This is a genomic window from Amycolatopsis sp. cmx-11-32 (assembly GCF_047608695.1).
GTDB lineage: Bacteria > Actinomycetota > Actinomycetes > Mycobacteriales > Pseudonocardiaceae > Amycolatopsis.
Map to the genome: position 1 here is coordinate 518,034 of NZ_JADNQN010000004.1, position 17,789 is coordinate 535,822.

General features: G+C 67.5%; 19 protein-coding genes and 1 tRNA gene. 11 read left to right on the plus strand and 9 right to left on the minus strand.

Annotated elements, in window-relative coordinates:
* The first annotated feature begins 2 nt into the window (after nucleotides 1–2).
* Both ACM6LR_RS14870 and ACM6LR_RS14875 read left to right on the plus strand, forming a co-directional pair.
* Nucleotides 3–1,070 carry a cysteine synthase family protein gene (locus ACM6LR_RS14870; RefSeq protein ID WP_414943968.1) on the plus strand — a complete coding sequence of 356 codons (1,068 nt, stop codon included), beginning with the start codon at nucleotides 3–5 and terminating at the stop codon, nucleotides 1,068–1,070.
* Nucleotides 1,067–2,257, plus strand: coding sequence for an ATP-grasp domain-containing protein (locus tag ACM6LR_RS14875; protein WP_414939364.1), 1,191 nt, complete (start codon nucleotides 1,067–1,069; stop codon nucleotides 2,255–2,257). The genes ACM6LR_RS14870 and ACM6LR_RS14875 overlap by 4 nt, the downstream gene beginning before the upstream one ends.
* A 194-nt stretch (nucleotides 2,258–2,451) precedes the next feature.
* Here the strand turns inward: ACM6LR_RS14875 and ACM6LR_RS14880 are convergent, their stop codons facing one another.
* The gene (locus ACM6LR_RS14880) at nucleotides 2,452–3,069 is read right to left on the minus strand and encodes a TetR/AcrR family transcriptional regulator (RefSeq protein WP_414939363.1); all 618 of its coding nucleotides are present in this window, start codon (nucleotides 3,067–3,069) and stop codon (nucleotides 2,452–2,454) included.
* A 93-nt stretch (nucleotides 3,070–3,162) separates the two neighbouring features.
* Here ACM6LR_RS14880 and ACM6LR_RS14885 point away from each other — a divergent pair, with 93 nt between their 5' ends.
* The gene (locus ACM6LR_RS14885) at nucleotides 3,163–3,867 is read left to right on the plus strand and encodes an SDR family NAD(P)-dependent oxidoreductase (RefSeq protein WP_414939362.1); all 705 of its coding nucleotides are present in this window, start codon (nucleotides 3,163–3,165) and stop codon (nucleotides 3,865–3,867) included.
* Nucleotides 3,868–4,232: 365 nt separating this feature from the next.
* Here ACM6LR_RS14885 and ACM6LR_RS14890 read toward each other — a convergent pair whose 3' ends face one another.
* The gene (locus tag ACM6LR_RS14890; RefSeq protein ID WP_414939361.1) at nucleotides 4,233–4,610 is read right to left on the minus strand and encodes a RidA family protein; all 378 of its coding nucleotides are present in this window, start codon (nucleotides 4,608–4,610) and stop codon (nucleotides 4,233–4,235) included.
* A 618-nt stretch (nucleotides 4,611–5,228) separates the two neighbouring features.
* Between ACM6LR_RS14890 and ACM6LR_RS14895 the strand changes: the two genes are divergently transcribed.
* From ACM6LR_RS14895 to ACM6LR_RS14910, 4 genes are read left to right on the plus strand one after another with little or no spacing between them, the layout of a single operon-like run.
* Nucleotides 5,229–5,828, plus strand: coding sequence for a YbaB/EbfC family nucleoid-associated protein (locus ACM6LR_RS14895; RefSeq protein WP_414939360.1), 600 nt, complete (start codon nucleotides 5,229–5,231; stop codon nucleotides 5,826–5,828).
* A complete protein-coding gene (locus ACM6LR_RS14900; RefSeq protein ID WP_414943969.1) occupies nucleotides 5,825–6,160 on the plus strand; it encodes a type VII secretion target in 336 nt (111 codons plus the stop codon). The genes ACM6LR_RS14895 and ACM6LR_RS14900 overlap by 4 nt, the downstream gene beginning before the upstream one ends.
* Complete coding sequence (locus ACM6LR_RS14905; RefSeq protein WP_414939358.1) at nucleotides 6,157–7,392, plus strand: WXG100 family type VII secretion target; 1,236 nt, start codon at nucleotides 6,157–6,159, stop codon at nucleotides 7,390–7,392. Before ACM6LR_RS14900 ends, ACM6LR_RS14905 begins: the two co-directional genes overlap by 4 nt.
* A 57-nt stretch (nucleotides 7,393–7,449) precedes the next feature.
* Nucleotides 7,450–7,941, plus strand: a complete 492-nt coding sequence (locus tag ACM6LR_RS14910) for a GNAT family N-acetyltransferase (protein WP_414939357.1) — start codon at nucleotides 7,450–7,452, stop codon at nucleotides 7,939–7,941.
* Here the strand turns inward: ACM6LR_RS14910 and ACM6LR_RS14915 are convergent.
* The 5 genes from ACM6LR_RS14915 to ACM6LR_RS14935 all read right to left on the minus strand — a co-directional run bounded on the left by ACM6LR_RS14915 (nucleotide 7,938) and on the right by ACM6LR_RS14935 (nucleotide 10,452).
* Nucleotides 7,938–8,351, minus strand: coding sequence for an adenylate kinase (locus ACM6LR_RS14915; protein ID WP_414943970.1), 414 nt, complete (start codon nucleotides 8,349–8,351; stop codon nucleotides 7,938–7,940). The two genes, ACM6LR_RS14910 and ACM6LR_RS14915, sit on opposite strands and share 4 nt — an antisense overlap.
* Nucleotides 8,352–8,630: 279 nt before the next feature.
* Complete coding sequence (locus tag ACM6LR_RS14920; protein ID WP_414939355.1) at nucleotides 8,631–9,065, minus strand: maleylpyruvate isomerase N-terminal domain-containing protein; 435 nt, start codon at nucleotides 9,063–9,065, stop codon at nucleotides 8,631–8,633.
* Between the two features lie 67 nt (nucleotides 9,066–9,132).
* A complete protein-coding gene (locus ACM6LR_RS14925) occupies nucleotides 9,133–9,459 on the minus strand; it encodes an AMP-binding enzyme (RefSeq protein ID WP_414944039.1) in 327 nt (108 codons plus the stop codon).
* Between the two features lie 416 nt (nucleotides 9,460–9,875).
* Nucleotides 9,876–9,948: transfer RNA gene (locus ACM6LR_RS14930), tRNA-Arg, on the minus strand.
* A gap of 66 nt (nucleotides 9,949–10,014) precedes the next feature.
* Entirely contained in the window at nucleotides 10,015–10,452 is a 438-nt protein-coding gene (locus tag ACM6LR_RS14935) for a MarR family winged helix-turn-helix transcriptional regulator (protein ID WP_414939354.1), read from the minus strand.
* Nucleotides 10,453–10,494: 42 nt separating this feature from the next.
* Here ACM6LR_RS14935 and ACM6LR_RS14940 point away from each other — a divergent pair, with 42 nt between their 5' ends.
* The gene (locus tag ACM6LR_RS14940) at nucleotides 10,495–11,622 is read left to right on the plus strand and encodes an epoxide hydrolase family protein (protein ID WP_414939555.1); all 1,128 of its coding nucleotides are present in this window, start codon (nucleotides 10,495–10,497) and stop codon (nucleotides 11,620–11,622) included.
* 151 nt (nucleotides 11,623–11,773) lie between these two features.
* Entirely contained in the window at nucleotides 11,774–12,691 is a 918-nt protein-coding gene (locus ACM6LR_RS14945; protein ID WP_414939353.1) for a cation diffusion facilitator family transporter, read from the plus strand.
* 94 nt (nucleotides 12,692–12,785) lie between these two features.
* Here the strand turns inward: ACM6LR_RS14945 and ACM6LR_RS14950 are convergent, their stop codons facing one another.
* Nucleotides 12,786–13,499: a DUF305 domain-containing protein gene (locus ACM6LR_RS14950; protein WP_414939352.1), complete on the minus strand. Its 714-nt coding sequence runs from the start codon at nucleotides 13,497–13,499 to the stop codon at nucleotides 12,786–12,788.
* A gap of 8 nt (nucleotides 13,500–13,507) precedes the next feature.
* On the minus strand, nucleotides 13,508–14,305 hold the full coding sequence (locus tag ACM6LR_RS14955) for a DUF3105 domain-containing protein (protein ID WP_414939554.1): 798 nt from the start codon (nucleotides 14,303–14,305) through the stop codon (nucleotides 13,508–13,510).
* Between the two features lie 203 nt (nucleotides 14,306–14,508).
* On the opposite strand from ACM6LR_RS14955, the gene argS reads away from it, so the two are divergent.
* The gene (gene argS / locus ACM6LR_RS14960; RefSeq protein WP_414939351.1) at nucleotides 14,509–16,203 is read left to right on the plus strand and encodes an arginine--tRNA ligase; all 1,695 of its coding nucleotides are present in this window, start codon (nucleotides 14,509–14,511) and stop codon (nucleotides 16,201–16,203) included.
* A 152-nt stretch (nucleotides 16,204–16,355) separates the two neighbouring features.
* Nucleotides 16,356–17,789, plus strand: a complete 1,434-nt coding sequence (lysA, locus tag ACM6LR_RS14965; protein ID WP_414939350.1) for a diaminopimelate decarboxylase — start codon at nucleotides 16,356–16,358, stop codon at nucleotides 17,787–17,789.

Here is a 17,789-nt window from a genome sequence, read left to right on the forward strand (position 1 = left end):
CGATGCCCGTCGAGATGGAATCCTTGGTGCACGAGCACGTCACGGACGCGATCAAGACACCGGCGCTGATCCGGCTCGCGCCGAACGTCGTGCTGATCCGGTTCGAAACCCTCAAGGTCTACGCGGCGCTCGGCGCGGTCCGGTCCTTGCTCGCCGACGGTGTCGTCCGAAAAGGACAGACGCTGATCGACAGCTCCAGCGGGATCTACGCCCTCGCGCTGGCGATGGCCTGTCACCGCTACGGTCTGCGCTGCCACATCGTCGCGTCCACCACCGTCGATCTCACCATGCGTTCGCAGCTGGAGATCCTGGGCGCGACCGTGGACCAGATGCCGCCTTCGGAGGACCTCCGCCTCGACCAGCGGCGCCGGGTCACGCGCGTGCACGAACTGCTGGAGTGCCATCCGGACATGCACTGGATGCGCCAATACCACGATCCCGTGCACTACCTGGGTTACCGAGAGGTCGCCGACCTGGTAGCCCGTGCGCTGCCTGCCGGGCCGCTGACCGTCGTCGGCAGTGTTGGCACCGGCGCGTCGACCGGCGGGATCGCGCGGTCGCTGCGCGAACGCGATCCGGACGTCCGCCTGACCGGGGTCCAGCCGTTCGGCAGCGTCACCTTCGGCAGTGAACGGTTCACCGATCCGGACGCGATCATCGCGGGCATCGGCAGCGCCATCCCGTTCGAGAATGTCGATCACGAACTGTACGACCGGATCCACTGGCTGGACTTCGTGCACGCCATGGCCGCGACCATCGGCCTGATGCGTGATCACGCCGTCTTCGCCGGGCTTTCCACCGGTGCCGCGTATCTGGCGGCGGGCTGGGAGGCGGCGCGGAACCCGGACCGGACGCACGTCGTGATCGGCGCCGACACCGGACATCGTTACACGGCAAAGGTCTTCGCGCGGCACCGCGAGGCCGTCGACCCGGCGGGTCTCGCGCCACGCGAGATTGCTTCGCTGGACGACCTCGCCCTGCCGTGGGCGGTGATGGACTGGCGACGCCGCCGATTCGGGGAACCTTCGCTGCCTTCCCAGCAGTCGTACCGAAAGGATCGGGCATCGTGACCGTCGTCCTGCTGGAAGCACTCACCTTCGGCCTCGGCAGGCTGGCCGACGCGGCGGCGGAAGCCGGGCGAAAACTGGTGCTGTTCACCGGAAACCGCGATATCTACCGTTACGAACTCGGCACGCTCGGACCGGACAGGCTCGAGGTCGTCGACATCGACACCGCCGACATCGCGGCCTGCGAAACCGCGTTGCGTGCCATCCCGGATCTCGCCGGGATCATCAACTCGACCGACACCTGGGCGCTGCCGGGCGCGGAACTCACCGCCCGGCTCGGCCTTCCCGGCCCGGACGCGGCGGCCGTCCGCGTGCTGCGGGACAAGGGTGCGGTGCGCGATCTGCTGTACGAACACGGGCTCACCCGTGGTCGCCCGGTACCCGTCATGGTCGCCGAAGAACTCGGGTTTCCCTTGGTGGTCAAGGATTCGTCGGGGACGTCGTCACGAGGAGTGTGGCTCGTCCGCGACGCCGCCGAACTCGAGCGAGCGAGGCTGGAGGCGAAAGACACGCCACTCAAGGGGCATCTGATCGCCGAACCGTACTTCGCCGGGCCACTCTACAGCGCGGAAACCGTTACTTGGCAAGAAAGAACCCGGCTGCTCGGAGTACTCTCCCGTCAGCTGTCGCCCGAGCCCGTGCGTCGCGAGGAAGCCGCCGCGTTCCCGGTGGCCTTCCCCGACGCCGAGCACGCCGGACTGGCCGAGTGGATCGGTCAGGTACTCAAGGCCGCCGGGCACGAACAGGGCTTCGCGCACACCGAATTCGTCCTCACCGCCGACGGGCCGGAGGTCGTCGAGATCAACATCCGGATCGGCGGGGCGATGCTCGGCGAGGCACTGTGCCGCTCTTTGGCCACCAACGTCTATTCCGCGATGATCTCCATGGCGCTGGGCGAGGAGCCCGATTTGCTCACCCAAAGGTTCAGCGAAGGACCGGGTGTCGGGTTCGTCCTGGCCTATCCGGCCGAGGAAGGCGTGCTGACGGGCTGGTCAGGGCTCGATCGGCTACCCGGTCTGCCCGGCGCGCCGGAGTGGTATCCGACGGCGAGCCCCGGTGACGAGATCCGGCACCTCGCGGATCAGCGGTCCTGTACGGGAATCGTGCTGGCCGAGGGGGCGACGGCCGAACTCGCGCTGCATCGCGCGCTCGCCGCGGCGGGTGGGATCACGCCGGAGATCGCTTCTTGAGGGTCTCAAGGAGCGGGCACGCATTTCTTCGCGGCGGCGACGGCGGCCAGTAGATCCGGCGTTTCCTTTTGACCGACGCGAAGGGGTCGGTGGTCTCCATGAGCGGCTCCAGTGCGGTCTGGCTCTGGGAGGAGTCCAGCTGCCACGTTCCGGCGTGAACACGTTCCGGAGGGGAGATGGGTTGCCTGAGGAGTTCAGCCGCAGCCGCCCAGGAGCCGCGCCAGCTCGTCGGGCAGCAGCGGCGGTTCCGGCAGCGGGCTCGCGGCCGTGGCACGCATCCCGTCGAACAGCAGGGCGAGATGGCGGCGCCAGGCCTCCGGCCGGACGGCCGCGGTCGCCTCCACGGTGCGCGCGATCCCCCAGGTCACGAAGGCCATGTCCTCGAGGGTGAAGTCGCCGCGGAGGGCCCCGCTCTCCTTGGCGCGCTCGATGACACGGGTCATGAGGCCGTACCCGCGTTCGAGGTCCTCGGTCTGCGGCGGCCGTGTCGAGGCCAGCTCGTTGTAGCCGCGATCGGCGGCCTGCAGTTCGCAGATCCGTTCGATGAAGGACGTCAACCCGGCCCAGGCGTCGTCGAAGGCCAGCGCGTGTTCGGCGATGGCCGCGACAGTCTCGGTCCGGTCGGCGAACGCGGCGTCGACCAGATCCGTGCGCTGAGGGAAGTGGTTGTACAGCGTGCCGATGCTGACACCGGCGGTCTTGGCGATCTCTTCGAGCGCGACGTCGAGTCCTCGCACCGCGTAGAGCCCCCTGGCGGCCTCGACCAGCAGGTGGCGGTTGCGCTGGGCGTCCTTCCGGAGGGGTTTGGTCACGCCCGCATCGTAGCCAAGTTGAAGCTGGCCTCAAGTTGTGTGTACCTTCGAAGAAGTTGAGGAGACCCTCAACTTTAGTTTCTGGGAGGACATATGACCAAAACGTTCGCGATCTTCGGCGCCGGGCCGGTGCTGGGACTGTCACTCGCCCGCCGCTTCGGCCGCGAAGGTTTCCGCGTCGCCCTCGTCGCGCGCACCACCGAGAACCTCGACGCCCTCGTCGCCGAACTCCACGGTGACGGCATCGAGGCGAGCGGGTTCGCCGCCGACGTCTATGAACCGGCCCGGATCGCGGCCGCCGTCACCGCCATCGGCCGGATCGACGCGGTCGCGTTCAACCCCGGCGGCGGGAACAGGGGGGAGGGCATCGCGCCGGTACTCGACGTCGATCCGGAGAACCTGAGGCTCATCCTGGACCGGTTCCTGGTGTCCGCGGTGGCACTGGTGCGAGCCGTGCTGCCGGACATGACCGAGCGCGGCGACGGCGCGATCCTGTTCACCGCCGGTCAATCCGGCCTGCACCCGGTGCCGTTCCTCGGCAACGTGGGGATGGCACAGGCGGCGTTGCGGAATTACTTCCACAACCTGAACTCCGTGCTCGCCGAGAAGGGCGTCTACGCCGGAGCGGTCAACATCGGCGCGCTGATCGAGGGCAGCGTTCCGCACCAGGTGCTCACCTCGGGGCCGCTGGACTTCGAACCCGAGGTGATCCACCCGGACGTCTTCGCCGACGCGTTCTGGAAGCTCTACGCGACGCGTGAGGCTGCCGAAGTGCTGGTCGGTTCGCTCGGGAAGTAGTTAACCGAGGTGGTCTTGAGTGGCGATTCGGGATAGGGCCGCCCGGTCCAGGTACCTACCGGCGGATAGGTCGGGATCGAAGGTCCGTGAAGGCCTCCTTCCCTGCGCCAGTGTCGCGTGATCCTGCTTGCTTGACGTTGGGTTTCGTTCCTCGGACGGCGATCTCGCGTGATCAGACGGCGATCTCGCGTGATCAGACGGCGGTTACGCGTGATCAGACGGCGATCTCCGGAGATCGCCGTCTGATCACGGGTAAGACCTGCAGGATCACGCGACACTAGACGCAACGAAGGGGCCTTCATGTACCTCAGGTGACCAAGGCGCCGGCGACAGTCACGACCACAGTGACCGATGCCGTACCCCAGCTACTGCTCGATGGCGTAGGCCTCGATCTCGACCTTCATCTTCGGGTCGAGCAACGCCGAGACCTCGACCATCGTGGCCGCGGGCAGCACGTCGCCGAAGGCTTCGCGGTGGGCCCGCGCCACCAGGTCGGCGTCCTTGATGTCGGTCACGTAGGTGACCGTCCTGACCACCGCGGACAGGCTCGAATCGGCCTCCCGCAAAGCGGTCTCGATGATCGAAAGCACGGCCGCCGCCTGCTCGTACGCGTCACCTGACCGGAACGGCTCGCGCGCCGTCGTCCCGGACACGTGGATGTGCTCGCCGACGCGCACCGCCCGGCTGTAACCAAAAATCTGCTCGAAGTCCCCACCGGAGGAGATGTTCACCCGCTCAGTCACGATCCGAACGAAACCACACCGGCGGCCGGAGCGGAACCGGATTCGCCTCACCCTCGATCAGTCAAGTTCAGGTGGTGCCCCGACTTTCGAGTCGAGTGTGGTGATAGGGCTCGTAGCATCGGGCTGAGTTCGCTCGTCACCGGGAGGCTCTTCGTGGTCGTCGCACAGTGCCGCCCCAGGCGGCAAGGTCACCTGCACACTGACGCCGCCGTGGCCGACTACCTGGCCGGTGTCCTCAGTGGAGCGACCTGCAACGGCGACGTGAAGGCCACGAGTGGCTCGGTCGCGCCGACCGAAAGCTGCTTCGCCGGCACGGCAAGCAACGCGGTCACCTCCACCACTCCTGGCGCCCGACGACGCGGCGGATGCCGCGGTGCGCACGCCGCCGGGTCCGGCGCTGAGCGGCCGGATTGCGTTCTCGGGCAGTGAGGCTTGTTCGTACGGGCAAGCCTCACTGCCCGGTGCCACGGGGGATCCGCGATCCTGCCTAGGATGCCTTTTGCAGGAACAGTGTTTTGTGCTCTTTTTCGGCTTGAGGCGTGGTGAACGGTTTGCCGGCCGTCCGCGTCGTCGAGCCGTGCCCCGTGGTGACCCTGACCAGACCGAGCAAGGCGGCCCATGCAACCCAACTTCGACGCCGGTGAGGATTTCGCCCTCCTCCTGGAGCGGGAAGCCAAGAAACTCGAGGAAAGAGCCAGCGCGCTGACCGCCGCGTTCGCCGCGTCCGCCTCCACCGCGCAGTCGGCGGACGGCTCGGTGACGGTGAAGGTCGAGGCCAACGGCTCGCTGAGCTCCATCGAGTTCAGCAACCGGGCGCTCACGCTGGGGGCGGCCAGACTCTCCTCACTCGTCATGCAGACCGTGCGCGAGGCCCAGCGCAGGACCGTCGAGAAGGTCACGGAGTCCTACACCGAGATCAACGGCAACGACGAGGCCGCGGAACTGGTCCGCACCTTCATGCCGAAGGTCGAGGACGAAGAGGGCGGCGCGCAAGAGAGCCCCGAACAGGACAAGTGGACGCCGGAGGCGCACAACGAGGACCGGCCGCCGCAGCCGGGCCGGTGGATGCCGCCGCCGCAGCCGGGTGGCGCCCGGCCGCAGGCTGGTCCCCCGATGCCGCCGCAGCCGGGCCGCCCCGTGCGGCCCCCGAACCCGCCGGCGCCGCCGCGCACCCGGCGGCCGTCCAGCCCCGACGACGACGAAATGAGCCCGTGGTGAGCGGTGGACGCGAGGTCACGACAGAGGCGCTGAGGGAATTCGCCAAGCACCTCGACCGGCTCGAGGAATCGCTGCAGAAGAGCGCCGACATGGTGGGCAGCTGTGTCGCCGACCCCGGCCTTTTCGGCATCTTCGGCGGCCAGGCCTACGGCGCGGGCGCGAGCATGCACTGTGGCAAGGCACGCGACCAGCTGAACAAGTACGCGGAGAACATGCAGAAGTTCTCCGACAAGATGCACGAGGCCGCGAAGCTGTACGAGTCCAACGAGCAGGACTCGGAGAAGCTGATCACCGCCGCCGGCGACGGGATCGACGAGGTGAAGGTCAAGTGAGCGAGTACCACCGGAACGATTTCGGGAGCAATAGCGGCGTCAGCGCCGACGACTTCAAAGACGAGAAGAACGACTTCCTCGCGGGCAGTGGTGACACCGCGGGCGCGGGCTTCTTCGATTCGGCGTTCGCGCTGAAACGGGCGACCAACGAAGGCGACGCCCTCTCCATCACGATGGCCTCGATCGGGATGGGGATCGAGATCCTCGGCATGGTCCTCGACCCGATCGGGTCGTTGCTCACCGCCGGAATCGGCTGGCTGATGGAGCACATCGTCATCTTCCGCTGGCCGCTGGACTTCCTGCTGGGAGACCCGAAGGGCATTGAGGCCGCCAAAGAGGCGATCTACGAAGAGGGCAAGACGGTGAAGCAGTGGTCGGAAGACCACAAGAAGTCCACCAAAGACCTCTTGGAGACCTGGAAAGGTGACGCCGCCGAAGCGTTCCGGTCCGACATGGAGGGTGTCGCCGAGCAGCTCGACGCGCTCGCCGGCTACGTCAATCTCGCCGGCAAGCAGATGGGCATCGCGGGCGCGATCATCGGCGCCGTCCGCGGCATCGTCCGCGACATCATCGCCATGACCCTGGCCGGCATCCTCAAGGCCGCGATCGTGGCGGTCGCGCTGGCGCCCGTCACCTTCGGCGCCTCGATCATCGCGGCGATCACCTCCATCATGGTCACGGTCGGCGTGGCGATCGCGAAGATCGCCAAGCAGATCGCCGACATCGCCAAGCGGCTCGCCGAGATGCTCAAGGCCCTGGCCAAGACGCGCGGGGCGGCCGACGACGTCGTCAAGATGAAGCTCAGCGGCAACATCGACAAGATCAAGGTCCCGGTGGGAGGCGGCAAGAAGCCGCCGCCGCAGGCCGCCCCGCCCGGGGCGCCGCGGATCGAGGACGTGAAACCCGACCCCCTGGCCAAACCCAAACCGGACAAGCTCGGCGACCAGGCCGGGTGGATCGTGCGGGAAAAGCTGTTGAAGGAACTGCGGGCCAAGGGCGAGCTGTCCGAGGGCGCGATGAAGAAGCTGATGGAACGGTTCGACTACTGGACCAGCTGGCCGATGCCCGAATTGACCAAGAGGATCGGCAAGACCGCGGCGGAAAACATCGAAAAGGTCACCAAGATCCTGAGCGATCCGACCTACGGTGCCTCGGGTATGGCAGGGAAGACCATCGTCGAGTTGACGAAAGGCATCCCACCCGCGGCGAACGAAAAACCGCCGGAGGAATGACGGCCACCGGAGCCTCGCACCGATCGAGGTGCGAGGCTCCGGTCATGAGGGGGATACGTGTCAGGAAACAGGCCGGTCGTGCGGGCCGCCCACCGGGACGACGTCATGGCCATCTGTCACTTCGGCGAAGAGCACGTCCGAGCCCATTACGCCCCGCTGATCGGTGCGGAAGCCGCGGACGAGCAGATCCGGAAATGGTGGCACGAGACGAACATCGGCGGGGCCGTCGCCCGCGACTCGGTGGTGGTCGCGGTCGACGGGAACGTGATCGGCGTCGGGCAGCGCGGTCTCGACGGCGATGACCACGTGATCTACAAGCTTTACGTGCACCCTGGGCATCGTGGCGGCGGGCTGGGCCCGCGGTTGCTCGATGCCCTCATCGGACAGTTGCCCTCGGACACCGATCGGCTGTACATCGAGCACTTCGTGGCCAACGAGCGTGCGGGTGCCTTCTACGAGCGCGAAGGTTTCACGGTGGAGCGGATCGAACCGAGTTCCACGGAGGACCCCGGTCTCGGCGTGGTCTGGCGTGTCCGCAACCTCCGCTAGCCGAGATTCCGGGCGAAGGGGCCGTCGAGCCAGCGGTCGACCTCACGCTGACCACGCAGGCGGACGACGACGAGGTCCGGATGCCGGTTCTCCTCGATGACCTTGTGCACGCGTGCCCGGATCATCGGGTGGTAGCGCCAGGCGAGCTTGACGATGTGGTCGGGATCGGTGAAGAAGGTGTGCAACGGACCCTCGACGTTGCCACCGGCGATCTTCGAGCCGCGCCCGACACGGCGTTTCAGCGTCCGGATGACCGCGCGGGTCACGGTCACGGCGCGCGGATGATCGAGCCAGACCAGCGCGTCGAGCCGTTCGGTCATCCGCTCCCGAACCTCTTCGCCCTGCCATTCGATGGCCCACTCGTCGCCGTCGAGGAACTTCAGGACGTCGGCCTGCCAGGTCTCCCGCACCGTCCAATTCGGTCCGTGGAAGAAGGACTCGAACTCGACGAACGGCAACCCCAGGCGTTCGCACAGAATTCGTGCCAGCGTCGACTTGCCGGATCCGGCGGGCCAGCCACCGCGACCCGCCGGATCCGTCGTTCGGGAAGGGCATCGTCCGGCCCGATGATTTCCATGACGGGAGCATAGGGACTGAGCGGTAAGGACGGTTATCCGTTTTTACCCGCTACGAGACCCGCCCGAGGAAGGCCAGGAACCGAGTCTGCTGGTCGACGTCCGGTGCCGGTTTCAGCTTGGCCCGAAGGTGCCCGGCGTGCGGCTGATGATCAACCGGGCGAGGGAGAACGACGGCGCGACGAGATCAGCTCCATGCGCACCTTCACGCCGAGTGTCGAAGGTCAGTAGCGCCAGGTGGTCGGTGACCGTCGCATCGGGGCGGTTGGCCACGTACCACGACGGGGCGGGCCGGTCGAGTAGGTCATCGGTGACGACGGCGGCGGTCGCGTCGCGGGTCGCGCGCCATCCGGCCAGCGGGTCGTCGCCGGCGAGTTCGCCGGGATTCTCGGAACCCGCCGGGCCGTTTCGTACCGTGTACTCCTGGCCCGCCGCGTGATGGCGCAGCACTTCCCGCCCCCAGATGACGTGACCCACCACGTCACGCACCGTCCAGAGTTCGCACGCCGACGCCTTGTTCCCCTGTTCCGCCGGGACGGCGTCGAGCACGGCGTCGAAGGCGTCTTGGCCCGCTGGTAGCGATCCAGGGTTTCGTTGGTCTCCATTGTTCTCCCTTTTACAACTTCAAAGTCGCCCTGATGGCCTTCGTCAGTTGTTCGGGACCAGAATCAATTCCTGGTCGAGCGCGAGGGCGTACGGGATGACGGTGCCGTCCGGCCTGCAGAGCGGCGTCGTCGAGACCGTCCGGGCACTTGAGATAGGCGACGAGCCTCTTCTGACCGGGAGCGTCTTCGTGTGCGACGACGGCGGCCTGCGAGATGCCCGGATGCGCCAGAAGGGCGGCTTCGACCTCTCGGGGTTCGCTGCGGTAGCCGCGGATCTTGACCTGGTCGTCGAGGCGCCCGAGGTACTCGATGTCGCCGTTCGCGTTGTGGCGGACGATGTCCCGGTCCGGTAAAGCCGGTCTCCGGCGGTGATCACGCCATCCGCGCGGCCTGGCCGAAGGAGGAAGTTAGGAAACAGTCCTGGCTTCGATCATCTCGTCGGTCCAAGAGATCTTCATGAAACGGTCGAACACGCCGATTCAGTGAAAGGCTTTGCATTCTTGCCGTGGTTCGAGATATCGAGCGCGGTGGTTCACGGTTAGCGGAATTATGCGCCTCGATGTATTCGGTCGGCCGTCTGTCAGGCGGAGAGTGAATGCCGGGCCGCGCGGCGAACCCGAGGCGAGTGCTCGACGGCTCTGACCAGACGGACCCCGAAGGGCGCGCCGTCTCAGACCCCGCCCGGGCACGTCGTTCTGCCGGAGAATGCCAAAAACCGCGCTGAATTGTCCTTAGCGCGGTTCGTTGTGCTGCGTGCCCTCGGCAGGATTCGAACCTGCGACACCTGCCTCCGGAGGGCAGTGCTCTATCCCCTGAGCTACGAGGGCGTAGCCGCCTGAGCGACTTCGGAAAGCTTAGCGCATCCCGTCCGGCGTCCTCGCAGGCGGTGGCCGTTAACCGTGGTGATGGTCCACGAGGCGGGCGAGGAGCCGGGTCAGCTGCTCTCGCTCGGCGGGTTCCAGTGGCGCGAGGAAGGCGTCTTGGGTCTCGCTGACCAGGTCTTCGAGGTGCTGGAGCCGCTGGACGCCGGTGCCGGTGAGGGTGATCAGGTTGCGTCTGCCGTCGGCGGGGTCGGGGGCGCGCTCGACGTGGCCCGCGCCGGTGAGTTCGTTGATGACGGCGACGACGTCGCTGCGGTCGATGCCGGTGGAGCGGCTCAAGGCGGCCTGGCTGGACGGGCCGTTCTCGTCGATGGCCGCGAGAATCCCGTAGTGGTACCGGCGGGCTCCGCTGCGGGCGAACTCGTCCATCGCGAGCCGGTGGGCCACGGTGGCGGCCTGGTTGACCAGCCAGCTGGCCTTGCCGCGAAGCCGGACGGGTGCGGTGCTCATCGGGACAGCGTAGCGTTGGTGACACCAACGGACTGGGAGAATATCGTGATCGAGCCGTTCGAGGTGCGGATCCCCGAAGCCGCCATCGCCGACCTGCGAGCCCGGCTGCGTGCCACTCGCTGGCCCGAGCCTGCCACTGTGGACGATTGGACGCAGGGTGTCCCGCTGGAGTTCGCGCGGGAGCTGTGCCGCTACTGGGCCGAGGACTACGACTTCGATTTGGCCGCGCGGGTCAACGCTTTCCCGGGGTTCAAGACCACTGTGGACGGTCTGGGTATCCATTTCCTGCACGTCCGTTCGCCGGAGCCGGACGCGACCCCGCTCGTACTCACGCACGGCTGGCCGGGTTCGGTCGTCGAGTTCCTCGACGTGCTCGGCCCGCTGACCGATCCCGCCGCGCACGGAGGTGACCCCGCGGACGCGTTCCACGTCGTCGCGCCGTCGCTGCCGGGGTTCGGCTGGAGCGACAAGCCGTCGTCGACGGGGTGGAACGTCGAGCGCATCGCGCGGGCGTGGGACGAGCTGATGGGCCTGCTCGGCTATGAGCGCTACGCGGCGCAGGGCGGCGACTGGGGCGCCGGAGTGACGAACATGCTCGCCAAGGTCGCGCCGGAGCGGTTGATCGCCGTCCACGTGAACATGGCGGGCGTCCCGTACGACGAGGCCAAGCTGGGTGAACCGACAGCGGAGGAGAAGGCGGCGATCGGCGATCTGGCCCGGTTCCGCACGGTCGGGTCCGCGTACTCGCAGCAGCAGGGCACCCGCCCGCAGACGGTCGGCTACGGGCTCACCGATTCGCCGGTGGCGCAGGCCGCCTGGATCGCCGAGAAGTTCTGGGAGTGGACCGACAACGACGGCTCACCGGAGACCGCGCTGTCCTGGCGGCAGATGCTCGACGCGATCTCCGTCTACTGGTTCACCGGAACGGCTGCTTCGTCGGCGCGGATCTACTGGGAGAACAAGGAGCGGGACGTTTCCGCGATTGAGGTTCCTTCGGGTATCTCGATCTTCCCGCGCGAGATCATCCGGCCGTCCCGGCGTTGGGCGGAGCTGCGTTACACCGATCTTCGCTGGTACGAGGTGTTGGCCAAGGGCGGTCACTTCGCGGCGTTCGAGCAGCCTGAGGTCTTCGTCGGCCAGTTGCGGGGGTTCTTCCGGTCGCTTCGGTAGCGGTGCGTGTCGGTTTCAGGTGCTGGGAAGGCCCTCCTGGGGGATGGCTTCCTTGTATGGCTTAGGACATGGTGAACTTAGGCTCACCTGTATTGCACATATGCGCATGTGACAATATATTCGGCCTGTCGACTTCACGAGAGGCGGAGCAATGGGTCACGGGCACGGGCACGGGACAGCGTCGCCGTCGAGCGCGTCAGGCCGCTACCTCAAAAGCCTGACGATCGTCCTGGTCATCGGCGCCGGCTTCATGGTCATGGAGTTCATCGTCGGGTTCGCCACGGGCTCGCTCGCGCTGATCTCCGACGCCGCGCACATGTTCACCGACGTCCTCGGTGTCGGCATGGCGCTGGCGGCAATCATGCTGGCCCGGCGCAGCGGCCCGACACTCACCCGCACTTTCGGGTTCTACCGGGCCGAAGTGCTCGCGGCGCTGGGCAACGCCATCCTGCTGTTCGGCGTAGCGGGCTACGTCCTGATCGAGGCCATCGGCCGGATCAGCGACCCGCCTGTCGTGCCCGGCCTGCCCGTGCTGCTGGCGGCGGCCGCGGGTTTGGTCGCGAACATCGTCTCCTTCCTGATCCTGCGCAAGGGCGCGGAGGAGAGCATCAACGTCCGGGGCGCTTACCTCGAGGTCCTCGCCGACCTGATCGGCTCCGTCGGCGTACTGCTGAGCGGTGCGATCACGCTGATGACCGGTTGGCGCTACGCCGACCCGATCATCGGCGTCGCGATCGGCCTGTTCGTCCTGCCCCGCACCTACGCCCTCGCCCGCCGCGCGCTGCGGATCCTGTTCCAGCACGCGCCGAAGGGGGTCGACGTCGCCGGGATCCAAGCCGAACTGGGCGCGCTGAAGGGCGTCGAGGACGTCCACGACCTGCACGTCTGGACGCTGACTTCGGGCATGGAGGTCGCCTCGGTGCACCTCACCATCGCGCCGACCGTCGAACAGGCCACGGTGCTGACCGAGGCGCAGAACCTCCTGGCGAACCGCTACTCGATCGAGCACGCGACGCTGCAGATAGAAGTGCCCCAGTGCGCGCGACGCTGCCGGGAACTCTCCTGGTAGCTCCACCCCCTTCACGCAATTCGTCCTCTAGTTGCGGTAGTTGGCAAGACGAACTACCGCAACTAGAGGACGAATTGCGTGAAGGGGGAGGGTGTCAGTCGGGGAGGGGGGCGGCGCCCCGCTCCTGGAGTAGGCCCTTCATCAGGGTGATCTCGGCACCCTGCGAAACGAGCATGCTCCGCGTCAGCGACTTCACGTCCGCCACGGAGGTGTGATCGTTGCCGTACTGCGCCATCGCCGTACCGCCCATGTGGTGCCGCAGCATCAGCTGGAGGAAGAAGACGTCCATCTCCTTGCCGGTCAGCGACCGCAGTTTGGCCAATTCGGCCGACGTCGCCATGCCCGGCATCGGCGCGCCGTTCGACGGCTTCGGGTCGGCGCCACCGTGCCCGGCGTGCCCGGACATCGGTTCGGTCATCCAGGTCATGTACGCGCCGGTCGTCTGCTCGGGCTGGCCCCACAGGCCCAGCCAGCCCTTCATCCGGCCGACCTGGCCGGTCTGCGTGCGCTCGATGTCGAACGCGAGGGTCTTGATCGCCGGATCGGCCGTGTGGTCCCGCGCCCAGCCCGCCATGGTGACGGCCTGGAGGTGGTGCACCGACATGTCCTGCGCGAAACCGACCTCGATCGACCCCGCCCCCGGGGTCGTCGACTCCGGGCCTGAGTCGAGCAACCTGGTCGTCAAGGCGCCGAGGCCGAAGCCGAGGATCAGCATGACGACCAGGGCCGCCCCGATCACCAGCCACCGGCTCGCCGCCGACCGCGAAGTGTCGTCCGGTTCGTCGATGTACTGGAGATCGGGGTCCATCTGGCTCACTACTTGCTCGCGGGCGCCGAGGGCTGGGTGGCCGGGGGCTGCGACGGCTGACCGGCGCTGGGCTGCCCGTCCTGCTGGGTGCCCGCGGTGCCCTTGTAGTCCATCGGCTTCGCGTCCGGCCCCGGCGGGGTCGGGTCGAACTCGCCCGGCTCGATCTGCGCGTCGCAGGTGGCGTCACGCTCGGGGTACGCGCCGTACGGGTTGGTGCGCAGCGCCGCGATGAACTGGTCGATCCGTTCGTCGGAGGCGCTGTCCAGCTTCAGCTGGTGGCCCCAGGACTGCAGCGAGATCGGCTTGTCCAGGTTCGGGTACGGCGACATCACCGTGTACGGCTTGCCCTCGACGCGGACCTTCAGCAGATCCAGCGCCTCGCCGGTGACCTGCTGCGGGTTGTAGGCGATCCAGATCGCGCCGTGCTCGAGACCGTGGACCATGTTCTCGTTGCGGACGGCGTTCGGGTAGACGACGCCGTTGCACGCGGCCCAGGCCTGGTCGTGCGGGCCACCGAAGGGCGGGAGCTTGTCGTAGGCGACGCGCTCGGCGGCCGTGACGTGTGCCTGGCCCGGGTACTCAGCGGTGACGACCCCGGAGATCCGCTTGGAGGGATCCGGGTCCTGCTGCGAAGGCGCGAAGGCGGCCGCGGTCTCTTCACGGGTCTTCTGCTCGCGCTTCGGTGCTGAGGCGACCATGTAGTAGGTGACCACCGAGGCCGCCAGAGCGACGATCGCGACGACCGCGATGATCGTGCCCCAGGGCGTGCCCTTCTTGGACACGACGGAACTACGGGCGGCCTTCATGGCGTCCTTCGACGACGCGCCCTTTTTTCTGGTTGTCCCGTTAGCCATGGCTCCTGCGTTCTCCGAAGGGGTGGTCCCTGCGCGGGCCAGTGTAGAGACCGCACGTCTGATCACCGTGAACGCATCGGATGATCACCGGCTTGGCTCACACCTTCCGGCGGTCGCTGCGAAGCCCCGACCAGCTGACACCTAGAATTCCGCGAGTGACTCCCGCAGCTCTCGCCGACCTGGTCCGTAACTCAGCCGTGCAGGTTCTCACCGCGCGCGGCCTCGACGATTCCGTGCTGCCGGAGAAGGTGACGATCGAACGTCCCCGCAACCCCGAGCACGGCGATTACGCGACCAACCTGGCACTGCAGGTGGCCAAGAAGGCGGGGATGAAACCCCGCGACTTCGCCGACGCGCTGGCCGAGGCCCTCGCCGCGGCCGACGGCATCGACTCGGCCGAGGTCGCCGGGCCGGGCTTCCTCAACCTGCGGCTCGCCGCCGACGCGCAGGGGCAGATCGTCCAGCAGGTCCTCGACGCCGGGGACAAGTACGGTCTCGGCGACGAGCTGGCCGGGGTCAAGATCAATCTCGAGTTCGTCTCGGCGAACCCCACTGGCCCGATCCACCTCGGCGGCACTCGCTGGGCCGCGGTCGGCGACGCGCTGGGCCGGGTGCTGTCCGCACAGGGCGGTCTGGTCACCCGCGAGTACTACTTCAACGACCACGGCGCGCAGATCGACCGCTTCGTCCGGTCCCTGATCGCGGCCGCCAAGGGCGAGCCCGCCCCGGAGGACGGGTACGCGGGCGGCTACATCAACGACATCGCCGCCGAGGTCCTCCGCCAGGAGCCGAGTGCGTTGTCGCTGCCCGACGACCAGCGCGCCGAGACCTTCCGCCGGGTCGGCATCGAGCTGATGTTCACCGAGATCAGGCAGAGCCTGCACGATTTCGGCACCGATTTCGACGTCTACTTCCACGAGAACTCGCTGCACGAGTCCGGCGCCGTCGCGTCGTCGGTGCAGAAGCTGAAGGACTCCGGGAACCTGTACTTCGAGGACGGCGCCTGGTGGCTGAAGTCCAAGGAACACGGCGACGACAAGGACCGCGTCGTCATCAAGAAGGACGGCAACCCGGCCTACATCGCCGGTGACCTCGCCTACTTCCAGGACAAGCGCAAGCGCGGTTTCGACCTCTGCATCTACATGCTCGGTGCCGACCACCACGGGTACATCGCCCGGCTCAAGGCCGCCGCCGCCGCGTTCGGCGACGACCCGGCCGTGGTCGAGGTGCTGATCGGCCAGATGGTCAACCTGGTCGCCGACGGCAAACCCGTCCGGATGAGCAAACGCGCCGGAACCGTGATCACCATGGAGGACCTCGTCGGCACCGTCGGTGTGGACGCGGCCCGCTACGAGCTGATCCGCTACTCGGTCGACTCCACTTTGGACATCGACCTCGACCTGTTGCGCAAGCACTCCAACGACAACCCGGTCTACTACGTCCAGTACGCCCACGCGCGGCTGGCCTCCTTGCAGCGCAACGCTTCCGACCTCGGTCTCAAGCCCGAAGTACGTATTCCCGCCGAGGGCTCATCAACACAGACCGATGGCGATGTCGACTTCGGTTTGCTTACGCTGCCCGCCGAGGGCGATCTGATCCGCACACTCGGCGAATTCCCGACCGTCCTCCGCCGAGCGGCGCAGCTGCGTGAACCGCACCGCGTCGCCCGGTACCTCGAAGAACTCGCCGGCGCCTACCACAAGTGGAACGCCGTCGGCCGGGTTCTCCCGAAGGGCGACGAGGAGACCACCCCCCTCACGTTCTCCCGGCTCGCGCTCTGTGAAGCGACTCGCCAGGTGCTGGCGAACGGCCTCACCGTGCTCGGTGTCTCCGCTCCGGAGCGGATGTGATGGGACACGGCGCCGAAACGACGCCCGCGCTCCACCCGAAGGGCTCGCTAACACGGAGGCAGGGCGTCCTACGAGCGCGACGTAACTTTTTCGACCTACCTGACGCCCTGGCTACGCGTTCGCGCGGCCTTGATCGAGCGGAGTAACGCAGAATGGCTCACCCCGCCGGCCCCCGCCACGCCGACGTCTACCCCCACGCCGACGCCTCCGGTTTCCCGCCGTCGAGTCCAGCGGAACTCGACAGGCTGTATCCGAAGGTCTGGCCCCGCAACACCTTCCGCGGAGGGGACGGCGTCGTGCGCATCGCGGGCGTCGACGTCCGCGAACTCGCCGAGCAGTACGGCACGCCGCTGTTCGTCGTCGACGAGGCCGACTTCAAGTCGCGCTGCGCCGACTACGCCGAGGCGTTCGACGACCCGGCTCTCGTGCATTACGCGTCCAAGGCGTTCCTGTCCATCGAGATCGCCCGCTGGGTGGCCGAGCAGGGGTTGAGCCTGGACGTCTGCAGCGGCGGCGAACTCGTCGTCGCGCAGCGCGCGAACTTCCCGGCCGAGCGGATCACCTTCCACGGCAACAACAAATCGCTCGACGAACTCGAAGCGGCCGTCGAGGCAGGCGTCGGCACGGTCGTGGTCGACTCGTATTACGAGATCGCGCGGCTGGCCGATGTCGCCGTCCGGCACGACGTCACGCAGAACGTGCTGATCCGGGTCACGGTCGGCGTCGAGGCGCACACCCACGAATTCATCGCGACCGCCCACGAGGACCAGAAGTTCGGTTTCTCGCTGGCCTCCGGTGACGCGGCGGAGGCCGTGCGCCGGGTGCTCAACGCGCCGTCGCTCAACCTGATCGGCCTGCACAGCCACATCGGTTCGCAGATCTTCGACGCCGACGGTTTCGAGGTCGCCGCCCGCCGCGTGGTCGGCCTGCTGGCCGAACTCGCCAAGGAGCACGGCACCGACCTGCTCGACCAGTTGTCGATCGTCGACCTCGGTGGCGGTTTCGGCATCGCCTACACCGACAAGGACAACCCGCCCCCGCCCGCGCAGATGATCACGCAGATCCGCGAGATCGTCCGCAAGGAATGCGAGTACGCGGGCCTTCCGGTGCCGAAGATCGCCGGTGAGCCCGGCCGCGCCATCGCCGGCCCCGGCACGATCACGCTGTACGAGGTCGGCACCATCAAGGACGTCTCGCTCGGCGACAAGGCCGCCCGGCGTTACGTCAGCGTCGACGGCGGGATGAGCGACAACATCCGCACCGCGCTCTACGACGCGGTGTACGACTGCCGTCTCGTTTCCCGCTCCGCCGACGACGACGGGGACGGCCAGGCCGCCGCCGCGCTGTCCCGGGTCGTGGGAAAACACTGTGAGTCCGGCGACATCGTCGTCCGGGACTGCTGGCTCCCCGACACTCTTGCTCCCGGCGACCTGCTCGCCGTGGCGGCCACCGGGGCGTATTGCTACTCGATGGCCAGCGGATACAACCGGCAGCCGCGGCCCGCGGTGGTGGCCGTGCGCAACGGCAGCGCCCGCGTGCTGCTGCGGCGGGAGACGACGGACGACATGCTGCGCCTGGAGGTCTAG

Bases quoted from the DNA above. Each gene is read 5' to 3' on its own strand.
- ACM6LR_RS14870 (WP_414943968.1), top strand. From the start codon at position 3: ATGCCCGTCGAGATGGAATCCTTGGTGCACGAGCACGTCACGGACGCG.
- ACM6LR_RS14885 (WP_414939362.1), top strand. From the start codon at position 3,163: ATGACCAAAACGTTCGCGATCTTCGGCGCCGGGCCGGTGCTGGGACTG.
- ACM6LR_RS14895 (WP_414939360.1), top strand. From the start codon at position 5,229: ATGCAACCCAACTTCGACGCCGGTGAGGATTTCGCCCTCCTCCTGGAG.
- ACM6LR_RS14935 (WP_414939354.1), bottom strand. From the start codon at position 10,452: ATGAGCACCGCACCCGTCCGGCTTCGCGGCAAGGCCAGCTGGCTGGTC.
- ACM6LR_RS14945 (WP_414939353.1), top strand. From the start codon at position 11,774: ATGGGTCACGGGCACGGGCACGGGACAGCGTCGCCGTCGAGCGCGTCA.
- ACM6LR_RS14950 (WP_414939352.1), bottom strand. From the start codon at position 13,499: ATGGACCCCGATCTCCAGTACATCGACGAACCGGACGACACTTCGCGG.
- ACM6LR_RS14955 (WP_414939554.1), bottom strand. From the start codon at position 14,305: ATGAAGGCCGCCCGTAGTTCCGTCGTGTCCAAGAAGGGCACGCCCTGG.
- lysA (WP_414939350.1), top strand. From the start codon at position 16,356: ATGGCTCACCCCGCCGGCCCCCGCCACGCCGACGTCTACCCCCACGCC.